The organism is bacterium (assembly GCA_041648665.1).
GTDB lineage: Bacteria > UBA10199 > UBA10199 > 2-02-FULL-44-16 > JAAZCA01 > JAFGMW01.
Genome location: JBAZOP010000010.1, coordinates 20,449 through 41,072 on the forward strand (window position 1 = coordinate 20,449; position 20,624 = coordinate 41,072).

Sequence of the window (20,624 nt, forward strand, 5' to 3'; positions counted from 1 at the left end):
TAGCCTCACTGAACATCCTCTTCGGGAGACTCCACAGGCGCAAGCAGTATCTCATCCGTGGGCGACTCCGCCTCCTCGGGTGCAGCCTCAGACACAGCCTCAGACGCAGCCTCGAGCCGACGCGTGTCTTCCTTCACCGCCTGCTTCATCTTCTCCTTGAGGATGGCCTCCCCCTCTTTCTCGCGACCGTGCGTGATGTCGTAGTACCTCTGGAGCATGGCACCCACTATCGGGGCCGCGGCCGCAGCGCCGAACCCGCCGTGCTCGACAACGACGGAGGCGGCGATCTCGGGTTTGTCGGTCGGCGCAAAACCGATGAACCACGCGTGGTCGCGGCACTTCTCACCCACGCATCTCACGCCGCTGTCCATAGAAATAACCTGAGCAGTGCCAGTCTTTCCCCCCATGCTCACGGTGTAGAGCCAGGAGAGCCTCCCCGCGGTGCCGCCCGGCTTCGTCGCGCCTTCCATCCCCGATTTCACCAGCGCGAGCACCTCCTTGTCTATCGGCAAATCACCCAGATCTTCCGGCGGCTTCCACCTGTACGTCTCTTTCCCGCTCACGTCGTACGCGGCATCCACGAGATGGAGGTCCAGCTTCTTGCCTCCGTTGGCGACCTCCGCTGCGAGGAGCGCGTTCTGGATCGGCACGACCACGTCGTACCCCTGTCCGACCGCGATGGAGAGATTCTCTCCCAGCTGCCAAGGAACGCCGAATCGCTTCTCCTTCCACTCGGAGGTCGGTATCAGCCCCGGTTTCTCTCCTGGGATCGGCACCCCGGTCTTCCTTCCCAGACCCAGGATGTTCGCGTACTTCGCGAGTCTGTCGACCCCGAGCCTGAGCCCCATGTTGTAGAAGAAGACGTCGCACGACTGGGATATCGCCCGCTGCAGCGAGATCGCCCCGTGCGTTGAATGGCAGTGATACACCCTGCCGCCGTAAGGGAGGCCGCCCCCGCAGTGCACATTCTCGTCCGGCTTCACGACCCCCTCGGAGAGCGCGGCGATGGCCACCACGATCTTGTAGGTCGAGCCCGGCGGATACCCGCCCTGGATCGCCCTGTTGAGGAGAATCTTCTCCGGCGAGGAGGAGACCTCCGCCCAGTATTCCGCACCGCCCGGGCCGGCAAGGCGGTTGAGATCATAGGAGGGCGAGCTGTACAAAGCCAGTATCGCGCCGTTGTTCGGATCGATCGCGACGGCGCCCCCCTTTCGCTCGACGAACATGTCTCGCGCGATCTCCTGAAGATCCCGGTCTATGGTGAGTTTGAGGCTGTTTCCCGCCTCCGCCGGCTTCACCGTGAGCTCGTCGGCTATGCCCTTGTAATCCACCTGTCTGCCCACCGCGTCCACGACGCGCTCCTCGTAGCCGTCCTCGCCGCGGAGCATCTTGTCCCACGTCTCTTCAAGTCCCATGACCCCGATCCTGTCGCCCAGGCGGTAACGTCCGGGATGCTCCAACCTCATGCGGGCCAACTTATCCGGATCGATCTCCTTCACGTAGCCAAGCAGGTGGGTCGCGATGTTGGATTCGGGATAGTTGCGCTCGTAGTTCACCTCGACCTCAACGCCTCGCAGGTCGAAGGGGTCGGATGGGTCGGGCCACGGATTCTTGTGCGACTTGATGAGGATCATCTCGTCCATCGAGACGTCCTGCTTCACTATCAGCGGCTGATACTTCGGCTGGGTGCTCCTTTTCTCCCAGACCGCCTCGATCTCCTCGGGCGAGATATCGATCAGGTCTGCGAGCGAGGCCGCCATCCTCTTCGGATCGATCACGTACTGCGGCACGATCGTGATGTTGAACATCGGCCTGTTGTCGACCAGCACCTGGCCGCGGCGATCGAAGATCATCCCCCTGACCGCGGGGATCCTCGTCTCCTTGATGCTGTTCTCGGTGGAAAAGAAGTGGTAGAAATCGCCGCGCATCACCTGAAGAAAGAAGAGCCTCGAGATGACGACGGCGAACAGCACGAGCACCGCGATGGTCGCGTACTTGAACCTGTGCTCGATGTCCGCCGTATATTCCTGTACCAGCCTCATCTCAGCTCAACCGCCTCGTCTATTTCAGCACCAGGCCCTTTGGGCGGGTGAGTTTCTCCCAAGAGAGATCCCAGTACTTGGTGATCATGGGAATTATCAAAAAACCCAGCGCGGCGTCCATGAGCGCCTGCGCCGGAGCTATCTCGAGTATCACCCTCGAAGTGAAGAGCTCGCCCGTGGACACGTAGAGGACGATCGCGCACACGACCTTGTCCACGAGGCTTATGATCGCGACCCAGAAGAGCAACGCCACCCCTTCCTGAAAGGATATCTTGGTGATGATCGCCCTCACGAAGAAGTAGATGACTATGTAGGAGAGCACCGACATCCCGAACGGGGCAGCGGATGCGGCATCGACTATCATGCCGTAGAAAACTATGATCGGCACGGCTTCGCGCTTCTCTTTGTAGAACGATATCACCGCGACCGCGGGGAGGATGAAATCGAAGCGGAGCATCTGCGTGGGCCATCCGGCCAGGATGGTCGTCGATACGACGACGGCCACGATGCCGTAAGCGACCATTAGAAGAAAGAAGCGCACCTAACCCCCCGCGCCCATGCCCGCCGCGACCTCTCCGCCCACCACCACCAACACCTCCTGGAGCTCGGCCATGTTTTCGAACGGCACTACGTTCGCGTCCGTGAAGACGCCGTATCTGGAGGTGGATATGTCCTTGACCGTGCCGACAGGGATACCCGGCGGGAATATCCGATCGAAGCCGGAGGTGACCACGACGTCCCCGTCGCGTATGTCGCTCACGCGCCTTATGTACTCGAGACGCGCGAGATAGAAACCCGCCTTGAGCTCGGTCTTCCACGCGGTCCCGACCACGACCCCCCTGGCGCGAGAGCGCTGGACCATCGCATCGACCGCGCTGTTCGGGTCGGTGATGAGAAGAACCCTGGCTGTGTTGCTGTCCACGGTGCCGACCTTGCCCACCAGCCCTCGAGGTCCTATCACCGGCATCAGGGAACGGATGCCGTCTCGCGACCCCCTGTCTATCGTGATGCTCTTGAACTCGGAGCGCGGGTCGTTGGCCACCACGCTCGCGACGAGGGTCTTCTGCGGAAAACTCTCCCGGTAGCCGAGCAGAGCCCTGAGTCTTGAGTTCTCCTGCGACACCTCCTCAGACCTTACCAGTTTTCCCTCGAGCAGGGCCACCTTCGCCGACAACGCATCGCGTTCCTCAGCCGCGCCGACGAGCGTCACATAGCTGCTCCATGCGCCGCCGACCAGACCGCGCACCCAGCTCGCAACCTTCTGCGGCGGAGCAATCACGTTCCAGATCGCATCCTGATACCACGGGGCCCTGCGCATGCTGTCGGATGAAAGCGAGAAGAAGACGAGCGCCAGTAGGATCGGGATCAGGAATGGGAGAAAACGAAACTTTCTTCTTAGAAATGCCATAAAATAAATGATCCCCGATGCTCGGCCCTCGATGCTCGTCTGTTCACGAGGATCTAGGATCCAGGATCGAGGATCCGGTGAGAATCTCCGTCAATCAATTAACAGTAATCCCCCTGAAGACGTCGAGGCGCTCCAGAGCCTTGCCGGAGCCGAGCACCACGCAGGAGAGCGGGTCGTCTGCGACCCTGACCGGCAGCCCGGTCTCCTCGCGCAGCAGGAGGTCGAGATTTCTTAGCAGGGCCCCTCCGCCCGTGAGCACGATCCCCCTGTCCACTATGTCGGCGGAGAGCTCGGGGGGCGTGCGCTCCAGCGTTATCTTCACCGCCTCGACTATGGCGTTGACCGGCTCGACGATCGCCTCGCGCACCTCTTCTGAGTGTATTTCGAGGGTCTTGGGGACGCCAGCCACCAAGTCGCGGCCCTTTATCTCCATGGAGCGTATCTCGCCGTCCGGGTACGCGGTGCCGATCGCGATCTTGACCGCCTCGGCGGTGCGCTCGCCTATGAGCATGTTGTACTTGCGCTTGATGTAGTGGATGATCGCCTCGTCCATCTTGTCGCCCGCGATGCGGATCGACTTCGAGAAGACGATACCGGCCAGCGAGATGACCGCCACCTCCGTGGTGCCGCCGCCTATGTCCACGACCATGTTGCCCGACGGTTCGGTGATCGGAAGCCCTGCGCCTATCGCAGCCGCCATAGGCTCTTCGATGAGATAGACCTCGCGCGCGCCTGCCGTCTCGGCCGACTCGCGCACCGCCCTCTTCTCGACCTCGGTGACTCCGAACGGGATGCACACTATGATGCGCGGCCTGATGAGCGTCTTGCGGTTGTGCGCCTTGCGTATGAAGTAGCGGAGCATCGCCTCGGTCACCTCGAAGTCTGCAATCACGCCGTCCTTCATCGGCCTTATCGCCTCGATGGTGCCGGCGGTGCGGCCCAGCATCTCCTTGGCCTCTTTGCCAACCGCGAGCACGCGCTTGATGCCGCGCGCGTCACGCTGCACCGCGACGACCGAGGGTTCGGCTGCGATGATCCCCTTGCCCCTCGCGTAGACGAGCGTGTTGGCGGTTCCGAGATCGATGGCAAGATCGTTGGAAAACAAACCCAGGATCGGGTCCAAGAACATGGCTGTCATCTCCTGAAATTATTGATGCGGAATGCCCCCGAATCAGGCGCCTCAAATTTGAGCCCGTCTAACAGAGCCTTCCGGAAAGATCAACAAAATTGTTGATTTATGTCATTTCATCGATTAGAGGCTGGCCAGCCATTCCAACTGTCCGGGGGCCTCCCCGGGCCATGAGGTGAGACAGACTATGCTGGATATCCTAAGAAAACACGCCTCTTCGTGGATGATCAAGGCGATACTCGCCTCGATCGTCGTCACGTTCATATTCTTCTTCGGCTGGAGCACCTTCCGCAAGGGCGCGAGCGAACCGTCCAAGACGGTGGCCACGGTCAACGGGCTCCCGATACCGGCCGCCGAGTTCCGCTTTCTCCTGGACCAGAACTACGAGAGGCTGCGCTCCTCCTTCAAGGAGGGGGAGGTGCCGGAATTCCTGAAAAAGATGGCCATGCAGGGCACGCTGGAGCAGCTCATATCCCGAACCCTCATGCGGGAGCAGGCGGACAAACTCGGCATCGTGATCCCGGACGAGATGCTCATCGACGCGGTCAAGGGCACGCCGGCCGCGCAGAGGGACGGGGAGTTCGACTATGTCTTCTATCGGGATGAGTACCTCCCCTACTTCAAGCAGAAGTTCGGCATCGACTTCGAGAGCTTCCTGGACGAGGACCTGAAGATGAAGGAATTCTCCGACCTCTTCAGCGGCATCAACCTAGTCCCCACATTCCCTGAAGGAAAGACGAAGGAATGGACCTTCGAGATCGTGACGCTGGATCCCAGCGCTCTCAAGGAGAGCTTCAAGTCGGTCGAAGAGGTCAAGGGCTTCGCAAAGATGTTGATCAACACGGAGCCCGCGCGCTGGAGAGACCTCTTGAGAAAACAGAAGGTCTCGCCTGCGAGCGTGGGTCCCATAAAGATCTCCCAACGAGCACAGCTGCTCGACGGCAACGCCTCGTACGAAGATTACCGCGCCATATTCTCCCTCGGCATGGGAAGCCCCGTGCTCCCGGAGCCGATCGAGCACGAGGGAAAAGTCTATGTGCTCCGGCTGGCGGCCCTCTCGCCCGTGGCGGCAGCGCCCGAGACTAAACCCTCCTCGCAGGACTACTACAGGGCCTGGATGGAAAAACTACGCGACAGCGCCAAAGTTGAAAGCTCCCTGGAAATAGAGCAATGAACCTTTCCGAAGATGAAATAATGAAATGCATCGGCGTGCTCGTCGATGCAGGCGGCGAACTCTACGAGGTCGGCGGTCCGGTGCGCGACGGTCTCCTGGGAAGGACTGCCAAGGACCGCGACTTCCTCTGCCGCCGGCTCTCGATGAAACGGGTATGCGCCCTGCTCGCCCCCCACGGCAAAGTCGTCGGCGTCGGCAAATCGTTCGGCATCATAAAGTTCTCGCCTCACAGCAGGCCGGAGATCACCGTGGACATCGCGCTGCCCAGGCGCGAGCGCTCGACGGGCGTGAAGCACCGAGATTTCGAGGTGGACTTCGATCCCGACATGCCGGTCGAGGAGGACCTCGGCCGCAGGGACTTCACGATCAACGCAATGGCCAGGAGGGTCTCCGACTCTCAGCTGATCGATCCGTTCGGCGGAGCCAAGGACCTTTCGCAAAAACTCCTGCGGATGGTTTTTCCGAAGGCGTTCGAGGAGGATCCGCTGAGGCTCATCAGGGGCGTGCAGTTCGCGGCGCGATTCGGGCTCACGATCGAACCCGCGACGTGGGAGTCGATGAAGGAGCACGCGCACCTCATAAAGACCGTCTCCGGCGAACGCATCGGCATGGAGCTGGTCAAGCTGATGAGCGCCCAGAAACCGTCGAAGGGCTTCGATCTGCTGTCGGATTCCGGACTGCTGGCGCACGTGCTGCCCGAGATAGCTGCGATCAAGGGGATAGAGCAGGACAAACAGCCGGGCGACGACGTCTACAGCCACACGATGCGCTCGCTGGACGCGGCCCGTTCGGATGACGCAGTTGAGCATCGCGGCGACATCAACCTCATGTTCGCCGTCCTCCTGCACGACACCGGCAAGGCGAAGACCGCGCGCTTCCACGCGCCCGCCGGCCGCATCGTCTTCTTCGGGCATCAGCTGGTTTCCAGGAGGCTCGCGGAACGCGCGATGGAGCGCCTGAAGCTGGCCGCCGCAGGCGTCGACCCGAAGCTGGTGCGAACGCTCATCGAACACCACATGTTCGAGACGAAGGCCAACTTCACCGACCGCGCGATACGCCGTTTCGTCTCCAAGGTGGGCAAGGAGACGATCTTCATGCTCACCGACTTGAGGATCGCCGACAACCGAGGCGGCAAACACCCCGCCGGCATCAAGGGGGTGCTCAAGCTGAGAAAGCGCATCGTGGAGGAGCTCGCGAAGAAACCCCCGTTCGGCCCAAAGGATCTGGCAATCGACGGGCATGCTCTCATGGAGCTCGGCGTCCCAGAGGGACCGGCGCTCGGAGCGGTGATCGCAGCGCTGGTCGAGAGGACGCTGGACGATCCCTCGCTGAACACGGGGGACAAACTCCTTGCACTCGCCCGGGAAATGATGGACAATTCCAACGTCGCTGATCTCGCATCTGGGCGTGCGCACGGCCGAAAAACGGCGGCGAGGGCGGACAAGGCCGATGTCAAAGAAACACAATCCTGACAAAGCTCGCAAGCACATGGCCAAGGCCGACGCCTTGTTCGAGAAGGGCAAGTTCGAGAAGGCCCTCCGCGAATACCGCAAGGCGGAGGAGTTCGACCCCACGCTCGAAGGAATCTACGACAAGCTGAATCAGGCCCATGACCGGACCGGCCGCAAATGGAAGATGGAGGACTTCGCCGAATCGGTCGCATGGACCATGGAGCACCAGGCGCAGGGCAATCCGCCCATCAGACAGCTGCACGCGCAGCTCTCCCCGGAGTGGCAGCGAGCCTCCGAACTCGCCTTCAGGATTCTAGCGAGCCAAGGGAAAGAGGAGATCGGCGCCGGGATAGAGGAGCTGGTCGGCATGGGGGAGATAGCTACCCGGGCGCTCATCGGCATACTCATGGACTTGAAGAACAAGTCCCTCGAACCAGAGACCGCTCCGGACAAACCAGAGGCTGAGAGATGAAGAACACCAAGCTCATCGGTCTCACCGGCAACATCGGCACCGGCAAGAGCACGGTCGCATGGATGTTCGAGGAGCACGGCGTCCCGGTGCTCGATGCGGACGAAATTGCGCACGAGCTCCTCACCCCCCGCACTCATGCCTGGAGGGCGCTGTACGAACGCTACGGCAACGCCATCATCGGTAAGGATGGCCAGATCGACCGCACCACGCTGGCCCGCATCGTCTTCCAGGACCCGGTCGAACGCAAATATCTAGAATCCGTCATACACCCTCTGGTAAAAGCGGAACTCTCAAAGCGCTCCGCCGCGCTCGCGAAGGAGCACCACAGGTTCATCATCGCCGAGGTGCCTCTGCTCATCGAGGCGCACTGGGAGGGCCTCTTCGACGCGATCATCGTCGTGCGCTGCAGGGAGGAACAGGAGGTAGAGCGCTGCATGCAGAAGTTCGCGATGAGCCGCGAGGAGATAATGCTCAGACTCGCCGCTCAGTTCCCACTCGAGCGAAAAGTCGCGGCCGCCGACGCGGTGATCGACAACGATGGGACGTTCGAGGAGACCCGCGTCCAGGTGGCAAGGCTGCATCAGGATATGATCAAAGGACTCTTCCCGAAAAAGAAGTGATGTTCCTCAGCTCTCCTCCACCTCGGATTCGTGGCCGAAGGCCTCCTTGCGCGAGAGCCTGATCTTGCCGCTCTCCGGATCGATCTCCAGAACCTTCACCACGACCTCGTCGCCCATCTTGAGCACGTCCGAGACCTGTTTGATCCTGTTCGTATCGATATGGGAGATGTGCAGCAGGCCGTCGACCTTGGGGAATATCTCGATGAAGGCGCCGAAATCGGCGATGCGCACGACCTTGCCGCGGTAGTACTTGCCCGCCTCAGGCATGGCGGTGGACCGCTTGACGAGCTTTATCGCCCGATCACCGGAGGCCTGGTCGACCGCGCCGATCACCACCGTGCCGTCATCGCTGATGTCTATCGTCGCGCCGGTCTCCTCTATGATCTTGCGCACGTTCTTGCCGCCAGGGCCGATGAGATCGCCGATGCGGTCGACCGGTATCTTGAGCACCGTGAGCTTGGGCGCGTACTGCGAAAGCTCCCTGCGCGGCTTGGCGAGCGCCCTCTCCATGTTCTCGAGGATGTGCAGCCTGGCGTCGCGCGCCTGCCGCAGCGCCTTGGTGAATATCTCGCGCGTGATCCCGCCGATCTTGATGTCCATCTGCAGTGCGGTGACCCCTTCCCTGGTGCCACAGACCTTGAAGTCCATGTCGCCCAGGTGATCCTCGTCTCCGAGGATGTCGGTCAGGATCGCCGTCTGGTCTTTTTCCTTTATGAGGCCCATAGCCACACCGGCCACCGGGGCTTTGATGGGAACGCCCGCATCCATGAGCGCGAGTATCGAGCCGCAGACGGTAGCCATGGACGAAGAGCCGTTGGACTCGAGTATCTCGGAGACGACCCTTATGGTGTACGGGAAGTCATCCTCGGGCGGCAACACGCGCCTGATCGCCCGCTCCGCCAGCGCGCCGTGCCCTATCTCGCGCCGACCTGGAGAGCGGAGGAACTTGACCTCGCCCACAGAGAACGGCGGAAAGTTGTAATGAAGCATGAACTTCTCGTAGTACTCGGCGGTTATATTCTCGATCAACTGCTGATCCTCTTTCGTTCCGAGCGTGACCGTGGCCAACGCCTGCGTCTCACCGCGGGTGAAGAGCGCGGAGCCGTGGGCCCTGGGCAAAAGCGCCACGTCGCAGCTGATGGGCCGCACATCCGTGAGCCCTCGGCCGTCGATGCGCTTGCCGCTGGAGACGATCATGCCGCGAACGTGCTCCTTCTTGATGTCGCTTATGATCTCCTTGACCTGGGACTTGAGGGAACTCTCGTCCTCCTCCGGGACCAGCTTATCCACGACCTCGTCCTTCAGCACGTCGAGCGCGGCATAGCGCTCCATCTTCGTGGGTATGGTCACGGCCGCAGGGAGCCTGCCCGCGAGTTCGGCCTCGACCTTTTTCCTGAGCTCCGAGGTGTCCGGCAGCACCGGGTCTTCCCACTTCTTCTTGCCGGCCTGCTTCGCCAGCTCGATCTGGGCCTCGATCGCCGGCTGCATCTGCGCGTGTGCGAACATCAGAGCCTCAATCATGTCCTCCTCGGACACCATCTGCGCGCCGCCCTCGACCATGACGATCGCGTCCTTCGTGCCGGCGACCACGATGTCCATGTCGCTCGACTCGCGCTCCGCGGAGCTCGGGTTGCAGACGAACTTGCCGCTCACCCTGCCCACGCGCACGCACGATATCGGTCCCTTGAACGGGTACGGCGAGATGGTCAGCGCTGCAGACGCGCCGATCACGCCCAGCGTGTCGGGATCGTGATCATTGTCGGAGGAGAGCACGGTGGCGATCACCTGCGTCTCGTTGAAATAGCCCTTGGGGAAGAGCGGCCTGATCGGCCTGTCGATCAGCCGACTCGTGAGTATCTCCCGCGCAGTGGGCCTGCCCTCGCGCTTGAAGAACCCTCCGGGGATCTTGCCGGCCGCGAAGGTCTTCTCCACGTAGTCGACCGAGAGCGGCAGGAAATCCTTGCCCTCGGCGGCCTCGTCCCTGGCCTGAGCCGTCACGAGCACTATCGAATCGCCGTAGCGCACGAGCACGGAGCCGGCCGCCTGCTTGGCGATCCTGCCCGTTTCGATCGTGAGCTCTTTTCCGCCCAGATTTGCGGTAACCTTCTTAGTCATTTTTCCTTCTCCTTTGGCGCGATGATCCTTTCGCATCTGCGCGCAATGCGCATGCGAAACGCTCCGCGTTCATAGCGTCGAGCATGAACTAAAGCCTTTGATGTGAGAAAGTCCGAAGGAAGGGCTTCACTGATAACTTACAAAAACGCCCGCCTTGTGAGCGAGCGTTTGTGAAAATTATCAGCGCACTCTCCTTCTCGCCTTGCGCCGGGCTACTTCCTTATGCCCAGTTCCTTTATCAGCGACTTGTAGCTCTCCTCTTTGTGCTCCTTGAGGTAGCTCAACAGTTTTCGCCTGCGGCCGACCATCTTGAGCAGGCCGCGGCGGCTGGCATGATCCTTGGCATGGGTGCTGAAGTGACCGGTGAGGTGGTTTATCCTCTCCGACAGAATCGCCACCTGCACCTCCGGCGATCCGGTGTCACCCTCGCCGGTGCGGAATTTATTGATGATCTCGGTCTTCTGTGTCTTGTCCATTGTCATAGTGGGCGCGATGCTTATCCTATAAGGGGTTAACTGTAAAGAGTTTTTTCACATTATAAGGCTGCTTTTCCATGCCTCAGGCTCCCTTTTAAGGCGATCTAGGCTCACCGCCGTATCTATTATATAGGGGCCGCTGCGCAACCTGCGAATATCCTTGGCATGCCCCCCGCAGCCCAGGGTCCGGCCCAGATCCCTGCACAGGCTCCTTACGTAGGTCCCCTTGCGGCAGGACATCCTGAGCCTGGGGCAGGGCCAATCCCAGCCGATGATCTCAAGGGAGTCGATAATCACCTCCCTGGGCAAAAGCCCGGGGTCTATCCCATCCCTTTTGAGATCGTATGCCTTGCGGCCCGAGACCTTGATCGCCGAATAACTGGGGGGCGTCTGCATAAGCCTGCCTACGAACCTGGGTATGAGCAGCTTGAGTTCATCCATCAGGCCGGCCGGCACCGCAGCCTCCTCCTCGATGGTCTCGCCGCGGTCATCGTCGGTGTCGGTGCTCCTGCCAAGACAGAGCGTGAACTCGTAGACCTTTTCGTCGCCGGCGAGCTCGCCTGCCCGTTTCGTGGCCTCGTTGATCACCAACGGCAGCACGCCGCTTGCCCCAGGGTCAAGCGTACCCAGATGCCCCACCCTGCGCGCGCACGTGATCCTCTTCACGATCGAAACCACATCATGAGATGTCGGGCCGACCGGTTTGTCCACCACCAACACGCCTGAGAGATTGTCCGACGAGGTCTTCACGATTTCAGCGCCTTCTCCACCGCTTCCCTGAGGCGAAGCTTGGCCTCTTCCATCGTCGCCTTGATGCGCAGTCCTGCGGCGCGGGCGTGCCCGCCTCCGCCCATCCCGCGCGCGAGCTCGGCGACGTCGACCGTATCCTTGGAACGGAGGCTCACCTTAACATGGCCTGCATCCACCTCGCGGAAGAGCGCCGCGACCTCCACGCCCTTGATCGAGCGGGGATAGGTGGTGAACTCGTCCGAGAACTCCATGCAGGCGCCGGTCTCCTTCAGCATCTTCGCCGTGACATCCATGGCGGCATAGCGCCCGTTCAGATCGAGCGAAAGCGTCGCGAGCGAACCGGCGAGCAGCTTGAGCCTCGCTTCCGGATACGACTCTTCCAGGTTCTTGGCCACATCCCACGGCGACGCACCGAGGGAAACGAGCTTCGATGCAAGCGAGAAGACCCTGGAGTCAGTGGAGGAATACCTGAAGAACCCGGTGTCGACCACCAGAGTGGTGTAGATGCACTGGGCGAGCTCCGGGCCCACCGGCAGACCGGCGTGCTCCACGAGTCTCAGCACCACATCGCCCGTCGAGGCAGCCGCGTCATCCAGCAGGACGATGTCGGCCTCGACCCCCTTGAGTTTGTGGTGGTCTATGCAGGCGACCGAGGCGAATGCGCCGCTTGCGGCGAAATCGTCGGATATCCTCTTTCTCTGGGCGCAGTCGACCATTATCGCCATATCGAAGTGCGCGCCCGAAGGGATGACCGAGACGAATTTGTCCGCGCCCGGCAGAAAGCGCAGGTTGTCGGGCAAGGGGTCGCGGTTATAGAGCACGGCCTGTTTCCCCATCATCTCCAGGGCCATCCCCATGGCGATGGTCGATCCGATGGCGTCGCCGTCCGGGCTGTAATGCGAGACCACCAGGAAGAGCCTGGAAGCCTTGAGCTTCCCTATGAAACCTGCGTAGTCATCCATCGCGTTCATCCCTCTTCATACCCGCCATGATCTCGTCTATCCGATCCGAAAAGTCGATCGAGTCGTCGTAGTAGAACTCCACCTCCGGCGTGAACTTGAGCGAGAGCTCCTCCCCGATGCGGCAGCGCAAAAATCCCGCCGCGCTCTGGAAACCCTTCTCCATGTCGGCGCGGCCGTCCTCGTCGGATGCGAGCGCATGATAGTAGATACGCGCTATGTGCAGATCCTTCGTCATCCGGACGCGCGTTATCTGCACGTCGCGGAGCCTGGGGTCCGACATCTCGGTCAAGAGCGTCTCCGCGACGAGCCTCCTGATCGCGTCGGCCACCCTCTCGCTCCTGTCACAGGGGGAGTGATGTTTCATGCGCTGATCGTCTCCACTCGCCTAAAGCTTCGCGGCCTTGCGCTCTATTACGTACGCGTCGATGACGTCGCCGACCTTGAGATCGTTGAAGTTCTCGATCCCTATGCCGCACTCGTAGCCCTCGGCGACCTCCTTCGCGTCGTCCTTGAAGCGCTTGAGCGAGGAGAGTTTGCCCTCGAACACTATCGTCTGGTCGCGCAGGAGCCTCACAAGGGCGTTGCGCTGAATCTTGCCCTGAACCACGTGGCAGCCCGCTATCGTGCCGACCTTCGTGATCTTGAATACCTCGCGGACCTCCGCCTGGCCGATGGCCACTTCCTTCTCTTCAGGGGCGAGCAGGCCCTCCATGGCCTTGCGCACCTCGTCGATCATCTCGTAGATGATGCGATAGTTGCGCACGTCTATGTTCTCGCGCTCGGCCGCCTGCCTGGCCTTGCTGTCCGGCACGACATTGAAGCCAAGCACCACAGCGTTGGACGCCGAGGCCAACATCACGTCGCTCTCCGTGATGCCGCCGACCCCAACATGGATGACATTGAGTTTCACCTGGTCGGTCGAGAGCTTCTGCAGGGAGTCCGCTACCGCCTCCACGGAGCCGTGGACGTCCGCCTTGAGGATCACGGGGAGTTCCTTGGGCTCGCCATCGATCATCTGTTTCGAGAGGTCCTCCAGCGAGACGTGCGCCGGCCGAGCCATCCCGCGCTCGCGATCCTTCTGCCTGCGCTGCTCGGAGACCAGCTTGGCGCTGCGCTCATCCGAGACCGCCACCATCTCGTCGCCGGCGTTCGGGACTCCGGAGAGTCCGATTATCGCGACCGGTTTGGAGAGCCCGGCCTCCTTGAGCTTCTTTCCCGCCGCGTCGAACATGGCGCGAACCTTGCCCTCGTAGAGACCGCAGACGACGATGTCGCCCTCCTTGAGAGTGCCCTCTTGAATCAGCACGGTCGCCATCGGGCCACGGCCCTTCTCGAGCCAGGCCTCGACCACCGATCCCTTGGCGCGCAGTGTGGGGTCTGCCTTGAGCTCCAGCACCTCGGACTGCAGGAGTATCATGTCGAGCAGCTGGTCCACGCCCTTCTTGGTCTTTGCCGAGGTGTTGATGCAGATCACGTCGCCGCCCCAATCCTCCGGCACCAGGCCGTGCTCGGTGAGGCTCTGCTTCACGCGGTCCGGCTGAGCCTCCGGTTTGTCTATCTTGTTGATGGCGACGATGATCGGAACGCCGGCCGCCTTTGCATGTGATATCGCCTCGATGGTCTGCGGCATGATGCCGTCGTCCGCAGCCACCACCAGCACCACGATGTCGGTGACCTGAGCTCCTCTGGCGCGCATCTCGGTGAAGGCCTCGTGGCCCGGCGTATCGAGGAACGTGATGCTGCCCTTGGGCACGCGCACTTCGTACGCGCCGATGTGCTGAGTGATGCCGCCCGCCTCGCCCTCCGCCACATTGCTCTTTCGTATGACGTCGAGGATCGAGGTCTTTCCATGGTCGACATGGCCCATCACGGTGACGACCGGCGCGCGCGGCGCGAGGTTCGCAGCCGACGCATGCGCCTCCGGCTCCACCAGTATCTGCTCCTCTTTGAACGCCGTGTGCTCGACCTTGTATCCGTGCTCTTCCGCGATGAGCGATGCGGTGTCGGGATCAATCTGCTGGTTGACCGTCGCCATGATGCCGAGCGGCATCAGCCTCTTTATGATTTCGCCGGCCTTGATGCCGAGCGCCTGAGAGAGGGCGGAGACTGAGATGCCGTCCTCGACGCGGATGATCTTCTTTATCGCCTTCGCCTCTGTGATCTTGGTCTGCTGGAATTCCCTGCGCACCGTGCGTTTTTTCTTCGAGCTCGGCAACGGCTGGAACACGCGGTCGGCGAAGACCGGCGCCGCAGCCTCTACGCCCTCCGGCAGCGTGCCCACGAACTGCTTGAGCCCGCCCGAACGCTCTATCGCCTCCATCTCGATCTCGGCCCTGCTCTTGCGACGGCGCGGGCCCTTCTTGAGGCGGTCGCGCCAGGTATCCTTGGCGACCACCACCGCTGGCGCGGTCTCGCCCAGCTTGATGTAGCCGACGACGCCGATCTTTCGCTCCGCATCCGACGGCGCCGCGAGCTTGGGACCCGCCATGCCTCGGGCCTCAGGCCCGTGCACGGAGGTCGGCCTCGACATCGCAGACTCAGTGGCGGCTTGGGCGGGCTGCACCGTCGCTTCCTGCGGCTTAGCCGCCTCAATGGGCTCAGGCGCGGGCGCTGCTGCGGCCTCCTCCTCAGCCTGGGCGACAGCCTTTTCTTCGGCTGCCTTGATCTCCTCGGCGGACGGCGGTTCTACCTTCTTCGCCCTGCGGCGGATGACCGTCGGCTTGACGCGTTTCTCGACGACCTCGGCCTGGACTTCGATCTGCACTTTTTCGCTCTCAACTGACATCGGGCTGCTCCCTTGCTCACGGAGTTTTAGGACTGCTCCACCTTGGTTTCATCTTCAGACTTGGTTTCATCTTCAGAAACTTCAGAAACTTCGCCCTCGCAATTGGCCTCAGCCGGCGCTTCCGCATCCTGCCCCGCCGCTGCTTCAGCCGCTTCCGCCGCTGCTGCGGCGGCAGCCAGAGCTGCGGCCGCCTCCTCTTCCTTCCGGCGCGCCATCGCCTCCTCTTCCTGCTTTATGATCTCGGTGATCATGTCCTGCGTGGTCCGGCCGGCGGCCACCGCCTCCTTGGCTTTGGCGTGGATTTTCGTGAGCAACTCAGCGCCCATGCCGGGCACCTGGCTTAAGTCCTCGAACTCAGAGGAGGCTATGTCCTCGAAGCTGCGGAAGGAGTGCGAGTAAAAGATCATGGCGGTGCTGTCATCCATCTCCAGCACCTCCGAGAGAACCTTGCGCGCGCGCGACGCCACCTGCTCTATGCGCGTCTCGCTGTAGACGTCGATATTCCAGCCGGTCAGCTGCGCAGCCAGCCTCACGTTCTGCCCCCTGCGGCCTATCGCCAGAGAGAGCTGGTCGTCCGGGACCACCACCTCCATCGCGTGCTCCCTGTCGCGTATGATCACCTTCACCACCTCGGCGGGAGCCAGCGCGTTGCAGACGAAGCGCGCGGGGTCGCTGTCCCACGCGACTATGTCGATCTTTTCGCCCTTGAGCTCTCCGACCACGCTCTGCACGCGCGACCCCTTCATGCCGACGCACGCGCCGACCGGATCCACGTCCGAATCGCGCGACGCGACCGCGATCTTGGAGCGCACCCCGGGCTCGCGCGCGGCGACCCTGATATCGACTATGCCCTCGGCGATCTCCGGGACCTCCATCGTGAAGAGGTTGATGAGCAGGCCGATGTTCTTTCTGGAGAGGACTATCGGGGGGCCTTTGCCGTCCTTGTCTATCCTGAGGAAGAATCCCTGGAGGCGCTCGCCCGCGCGATAGCTCTCGGAAGGCACCTGCTCCTGTTTCGGCACCACGGCCTCGGTGCGGCCGAGGTCCACCGTCATATCGCCCTTCTCAAAGCGGCGCACGATGCCGGTGATCAGCTCGCCCAGCCTCCCCTTGAACTCCTCGAATATTATGTTCCGCTCCGCCTCGCGCACCTTCTGTATGATCACCTGTTTGGCGGTCTGCGCCGCTATGCGACCGAAGACCGAAGGATCCATCTTCACGCCTATGCTGTCGCCCTCCTGCGCATCAGGATCAAGCTCGCGGGCCTCAGCCAAGGTCATCTCGGTGTTGGGGTCATTGACCGCGGAGGCGGCGGTCTTGAACTGGAAGAGTTCGATCTCGCCGTTCTCGTCGTTGAAGTGCGCCTCGAGCTCACCCAGGTGCCCCCACTTCCTCCGCGCGGCCGTGAGGAAGGCCGTCTCTATGGCCTCGATGATCATCTCGCGCGGGATGCCTTTGTCCTTGCTCACCTGGTCGAGCACCCGGTTCAAATCCTGAAACATTCCTGTTCCCATTGCCGCTTCCTCCTCAAATGGTCCCTATTATGTGTTCACGGCGTCAGCCTGAGATCCTGCGCTCGCCTTTGCCGGGCATTATTTCCTCAGGATCGAGCTTCGCCTTCCCTATCTTTTCCATGGGCACCAGGAATTTGGTGCCGTCTATCGATATGGCCACAGAGCCCTGCTCGAACCCTGCGATGATCCCCCTGAAGTTGCTCCTGCCATCTACGGGTTCGAGCGTCTTTATCCTAGCCCTCTGGCCCACGTACTTCTCAAAATCCCCCCTGCTCCTCAACGGCCTGAATATGCCGGGCGAGGAGACCTCGAGGTTGTAGCTCACCGGTATGAAATCCTCCACCAGGATGATGTCCTCGATGCCGTGAGAGGCCCTGACGCAGTCTGCGATCGTGACCCCGCCATCCTTCTCTATATAGATCCTGAGGAGCCAACGGCCCTCCTCAAAGCAGAATTCGCTGGCCACAATGCCATAGCCCAGGTTGGCCAGTATCGGGGTGGCCAACTCCTCTGCCCTGTGCTCAATTGCCTTCGCGTCTATTGACATCGTTTTGGATAAAAAAAATGGGTCCCTGCGGGCCCATTTCGCGTAAAACTCACATGAGCTGACAACGGCGCGACTATATACAAACAGCATTGGTGCGCAAGGTTATTTGAGAAAATATTTTAATTTTTCCTGCACTTAGAAATAATAGGAAAAACAATTTAAAGTATCACAATAGATTAAATGTCTAATTAATTAATTTATCGTAATTATTTCGCAAATAAAAAGAGCGGAATGAAAATTCTATTATATGATATGTATTATATACTCTAATATATTTTAAATAATACCATCAGGGAATCCCAGGCGACGGGATATCCATGGGTTGAAAGTCGAGCTGGTTCTCCCCAGTATCCACCCCTCCTGACCGCGAAAGGCTGATGCCCGACGCAACGTCCATGGCAGCCCCTCCCTCATGGCAGGCAAGGCCGTTCGTCGCCAAAGACACGAGGGGTGAACCGTAGCCCAGGGAATCGAGAAGGAGGCCCTCTGCATCAAGGAGCTGGATGCAGTCAGGGCCGTTCTGCGGATCGAAGTTGAGCACGAGCTCTGCACCCTCCACGTTGCTCACGCCCGGCTCGCCGGTCTTTGCGTCGGCGATGAGGTATATGCCGTCATCCCCGACCAGGGCACCCTCCGGCAACTCTATGGTGTCGCTGATCGCGCCATCTTCGCCGTTTATGAACAGAATCTTATAGTCCGAGATATCGCCGCCTGATTCGCCCAAGAGCTCCACAAATACGTCCCCGTTGGTGTCGGAACCGATCGCGTCGTACATGACCTCGTTGATCATAAGAAAGCTCGGTCTCACGCGCTCTATCGATTCCCCTCCATCGCCGCCCGCCCCTGTCGACGCCGAGCTCTCGGATCCATCGACGCCGCTTACCTTGAAGGCGCTCACAAAGGGGGCGGGAGAGCTCCCCGCGCTCTGGTTCAGCGGCAGCCCCTCCACGCTCTGTATCGCAGTGCTGGCTATGATGAGATATCCTGCGCCGGGCTCATATCCCAGGGCAGGTCGGAAGACAGCCACCCTGCCCTCGCCCGCGAACTCGTACACGCCCTCCGCGCCCTCGATATCCTTGTCCATGAGCTCGTCCACGACTTCAGCGGCATCCTTTCCCTCGTCCTTGACTATTGCGAGGGTGAACGGACCGACCGTGTCAGGGGCCACAGGCCGCGAGAACTCCACGGCCACTGCGGCGCGCTCCGCGGCCATGGAGCCGTCGACCGGCTCCACAGAGACGACGTAGGGCTGGAGAGAGAGGAGCGATTCATACGAGCCAGCGCCCGGCATCCCGCAACCCGCTGCAACAAGACAGATAATCAGCGCATGCGATATCCTCATGAGTCCTCCCTGCAGGGCTCGCCCTGGACCGCGTTCATGAACCAGCCGCCCGTCTGCCCGTCGAGCGCGGCCGCCGCCTCCTCGCACGCAACCTTGCGCAGAAATATCTTGTGCTCCACCACAGACGGGTCCTTTGCCACAGCCTTCATCCGCGCAAGGAGCACGGCCTCTTTCCGAAATTCCGCGATCGAGTAGTAGCGCTTGGCCACGTCGTCGATTATCGCGTTCCGAAACCCCACCACCCTCCTTGCCTCCGCAGAAGCAGCGAGTTCCTTGGCGGAAAAGACCGCCTCGCCAAATTCCCAGACAGCGCGGACGCCCACGTTGTTGTCGCGGGTGCCCACGCTCGAATAGCTCCCGTCCTCAGGACCCACGACCACGCCGCTGGCGCCCACGTAGACGTTGTCGTTTATGTCGATGTTGATGTTGTTTTTGAACCTGTAGCCATAGTCGATCTGGACCTTGGGCACCAAGGCCGCCCTCCTCGCCTTGCGCTGCCAGCCTCGGGCCTCGCTCACGTCTATCTGCGCGTGCTCGATGGCGACTCTCTGCACCTCATGCACAGGGGGAAGGACCGGCGCATTGACCGCAGGCTTGGCGAGGACCATGGCGAGAACAGCTGTGATTAGCGCGATGGGATGCACGCGGCCTGATAAAGCATTTTCCGTGCCAAAAATTTCCCTTTCATAATGCGGCTCTCTTGACGAGGGGGTGCACAGAATCGCTGCACCCCTGCACAGTTTTCGGCAGGCAAAAAAAATCAACGCGCGACTTTGCAGGGATTTTTCCTGGCACGCCCGATGCATCACAGCCACAGCATGCGCAACGCTTCGATCGTCCTGATGATCGCCATATTCATGGGCTGCGGCCCTGTCTCAGGCCTTGAACGCGGCAGGGATAACCCTGCAGCAGGAACGGCCGCCGGATCCCGGGAAGCCGATGCCCTGCTCTCGATCACGGCAATAGACGTGGGCCAGGGCGACGCGATCCTGATCAGGACCCCATCCGGCGAGGCGATGCTCGTGGACGCAGGCCCCGCAGGCGCCGGCCGCCTCTCAGTGCTCCCCCTGATCATCGAGAGGGGCATCGACGAGCTCACAGCGATCGTAATCACGCATTACCACGCAGACCACATGGCCGGCCTTTCCGAGATCGCAAGCGGAGCCGACGGAGCGCCGGGGACCCCCGACGACATCAGGATAGGAGCTATATATGAGAGAAAAGAACCGGGCGACGAAGGATCTGATCCTCTTGCGGATTATGGGCCCCTCCCCGACTGTCCCAGGCAGGCCGTTCATGCCGGCGACCGCATTGAGCTTGGGGATGTCGCTCTGGAGGTTGTGGCTGCAAATGCGCTGTTCGCGGACGGAACAGAGATCGACCCGGGAGACCCTGCGGACGAAAACGCAATGGGTGTGGCGCTGATGCTCTCTTACGAGGGATTCAAGATGCTACTTGAGGCAGATATCACCGGAGGCGGAGGCGAGCCGCCGTACGACACGCCCGACGTCGAGACTCCGCTCGCCGCGCTCGCAGGCGACATCGATGTGCTCAAGGTCGCGCACCACGGCAGCAAAACAGCCACGAACCAGGCCTTCCTCGACGCAGTGACGCCGGAGATCGCGATCATCTCCGTGGGCGACGGGAACGACTACGGCCATCCGCACGCATCCGTGATCGAGCGGCTGATCGAGTCGGGCGCTGTGGTCTATCAAACCGAACGCGGCTGGCTGGATATCGAAGGCCCGATCGTCGCAGGCAGCGACGTGACGATAGAGGTGGACGGGGATGGGGGGTACAGGGTGATTCTAGAGTGAATGCGACACAAATATAGTCG

Annotated in this window: 19 protein-coding genes; 5 read left to right on the top strand and 14 right to left on the bottom strand. The window is 61.2% G+C overall.

Annotated elements, in window-relative coordinates:
* Positions 1-5: 5 nt before the first annotated feature.
* The 4 genes from mrdA to WC683_05605 all read right to left on the bottom strand — a co-directional run bounded on the left by mrdA (position 6) and on the right by WC683_05605 (position 4,588).
* Positions 6-2,042: a penicillin-binding protein 2 gene (gene mrdA / locus WC683_05590; protein MFA4972064.1), complete on the bottom strand. Its 2,037-nt coding sequence runs from the start codon at positions 2,040-2,042 to the stop codon at positions 6-8.
* A 19-nt stretch (positions 2,043-2,061) separates the two neighbouring features.
* Complete coding sequence (locus tag WC683_05595; protein ID MFA4972065.1) at positions 2,062-2,583, bottom strand: hypothetical protein; 522 nt, start codon at positions 2,581-2,583, stop codon at positions 2,062-2,064.
* Entirely contained in the window at positions 2,584-3,450 is an 867-nt protein-coding gene (mreC, locus tag WC683_05600; protein MFA4972066.1) for a rod shape-determining protein MreC, read from the bottom strand.
* A gap of 94 nt (positions 3,451-3,544) precedes the next feature.
* Positions 3,545-4,588, bottom strand: coding sequence for a rod shape-determining protein (locus WC683_05605; GenBank protein ID MFA4972067.1), 1,044 nt, complete (start codon positions 4,586-4,588; stop codon positions 3,545-3,547).
* Between the two features lie 166 nt (positions 4,589-4,754).
* Between WC683_05605 and WC683_05610 the strand changes: the two genes are divergently transcribed.
* From WC683_05610 to coaE, 4 genes are read left to right on the top strand one after another with little or no spacing between them, the layout of a single operon-like run.
* On the top strand, positions 4,755-5,753 hold the full coding sequence (locus WC683_05610) for a SurA N-terminal domain-containing protein (GenBank protein ID MFA4972068.1): 999 nt from the start codon (positions 4,755-4,757) through the stop codon (positions 5,751-5,753).
* A complete protein-coding gene (locus tag WC683_05615) occupies positions 5,750-7,225 on the top strand; it encodes an HD domain-containing protein (protein MFA4972069.1) in 1,476 nt (491 codons plus the stop codon). Before WC683_05610 ends, WC683_05615 begins: the two co-directional genes overlap by 4 nt.
* Complete coding sequence (locus WC683_05620; GenBank protein MFA4972070.1) at positions 7,203-7,676, top strand: tetratricopeptide repeat protein; 474 nt, start codon at positions 7,203-7,205, stop codon at positions 7,674-7,676. The genes WC683_05615 and WC683_05620 overlap by 23 nt, the downstream gene beginning before the upstream one ends.
* A complete protein-coding gene (gene coaE / locus WC683_05625; protein MFA4972071.1) occupies positions 7,673-8,296 on the top strand; it encodes a dephospho-CoA kinase in 624 nt (207 codons plus the stop codon). Before WC683_05620 ends, coaE begins: the two co-directional genes overlap by 4 nt.
* 6 nt (positions 8,297-8,302) lie before the next feature.
* On the opposite strand, the gene pnp is transcribed toward coaE, so the two are convergent.
* The 10 genes from pnp to WC683_05675 all read right to left on the bottom strand — a co-directional run bounded on the left by pnp (position 8,303) and on the right by WC683_05675 (position 19,395).
* Positions 8,303-10,411, bottom strand: a complete 2,109-nt coding sequence (gene pnp / locus WC683_05630) for a polyribonucleotide nucleotidyltransferase (GenBank protein MFA4972072.1) — start codon at positions 10,409-10,411, stop codon at positions 8,303-8,305.
* A gap of 212 nt (positions 10,412-10,623) precedes the next feature.
* A complete protein-coding gene (rpsO, locus tag WC683_05635; protein ID MFA4972073.1) occupies positions 10,624-10,893 on the bottom strand; it encodes a 30S ribosomal protein S15 in 270 nt (89 codons plus the stop codon).
* A 48-nt stretch (positions 10,894-10,941) separates the two neighbouring features.
* Entirely contained in the window at positions 10,942-11,637 is a 696-nt protein-coding gene (gene truB, locus WC683_05640; protein MFA4972074.1) for a tRNA pseudouridine(55) synthase TruB, read from the bottom strand.
* Entirely contained in the window at positions 11,634-12,608 is a 975-nt protein-coding gene (locus tag WC683_05645; GenBank protein ID MFA4972075.1) for a DHH family phosphoesterase, read from the bottom strand. Before WC683_05645 ends, truB begins: the two co-directional genes overlap by 4 nt.
* The gene (gene rbfA, locus WC683_05650; GenBank protein MFA4972076.1) at positions 12,592-12,963 is read right to left on the bottom strand and encodes a 30S ribosome-binding factor RbfA; all 372 of its coding nucleotides are present in this window, start codon (positions 12,961-12,963) and stop codon (positions 12,592-12,594) included. Before rbfA ends, WC683_05645 begins: the two co-directional genes overlap by 17 nt.
* A gap of 21 nt (positions 12,964-12,984) precedes the next feature.
* On the bottom strand, positions 12,985-15,384 hold the full coding sequence (gene infB, locus WC683_05655) for a translation initiation factor IF-2 (protein MFA4972077.1): 2,400 nt from the start codon (positions 15,382-15,384) through the stop codon (positions 12,985-12,987).
* A gap of 26 nt (positions 15,385-15,410) precedes the next feature.
* The gene (nusA, locus tag WC683_05660; GenBank protein MFA4972078.1) at positions 15,411-16,898 is read right to left on the bottom strand and encodes a transcription termination factor NusA; all 1,488 of its coding nucleotides are present in this window, start codon (positions 16,896-16,898) and stop codon (positions 15,411-15,413) included.
* Positions 16,899-16,941: 43 nt separating this feature from the next.
* Positions 16,942-17,445 carry a ribosome maturation factor RimP gene (gene rimP / locus WC683_05665; protein MFA4972079.1) on the bottom strand — a complete coding sequence of 168 codons (504 nt, stop codon included), beginning with the start codon at positions 17,443-17,445 and terminating at the stop codon, positions 16,942-16,944.
* A gap of 289 nt (positions 17,446-17,734) precedes the next feature.
* Entirely contained in the window at positions 17,735-18,787 is a 1,053-nt protein-coding gene (locus tag WC683_05670) for a hypothetical protein (GenBank protein ID MFA4972080.1), read from the bottom strand.
* The gene (locus WC683_05675; GenBank protein MFA4972081.1) at positions 18,784-19,395 is read right to left on the bottom strand and encodes a hypothetical protein; all 612 of its coding nucleotides are present in this window, start codon (positions 19,393-19,395) and stop codon (positions 18,784-18,786) included. Before WC683_05675 ends, WC683_05670 begins: the two co-directional genes overlap by 4 nt.
* Before the next feature lie 210 nt (positions 19,396-19,605).
* On the opposite strand from WC683_05675, the gene WC683_05680 reads away from it, so the two are divergent.
* Positions 19,606-20,604 (top strand): MBL fold metallo-hydrolase, encoded by a 999-nt coding sequence (locus tag WC683_05680; GenBank protein MFA4972082.1) that lies wholly within the window; start codon positions 19,606-19,608, stop codon positions 20,602-20,604.
* Positions 20,605-20,624 lie beyond the last annotated feature (20 nt).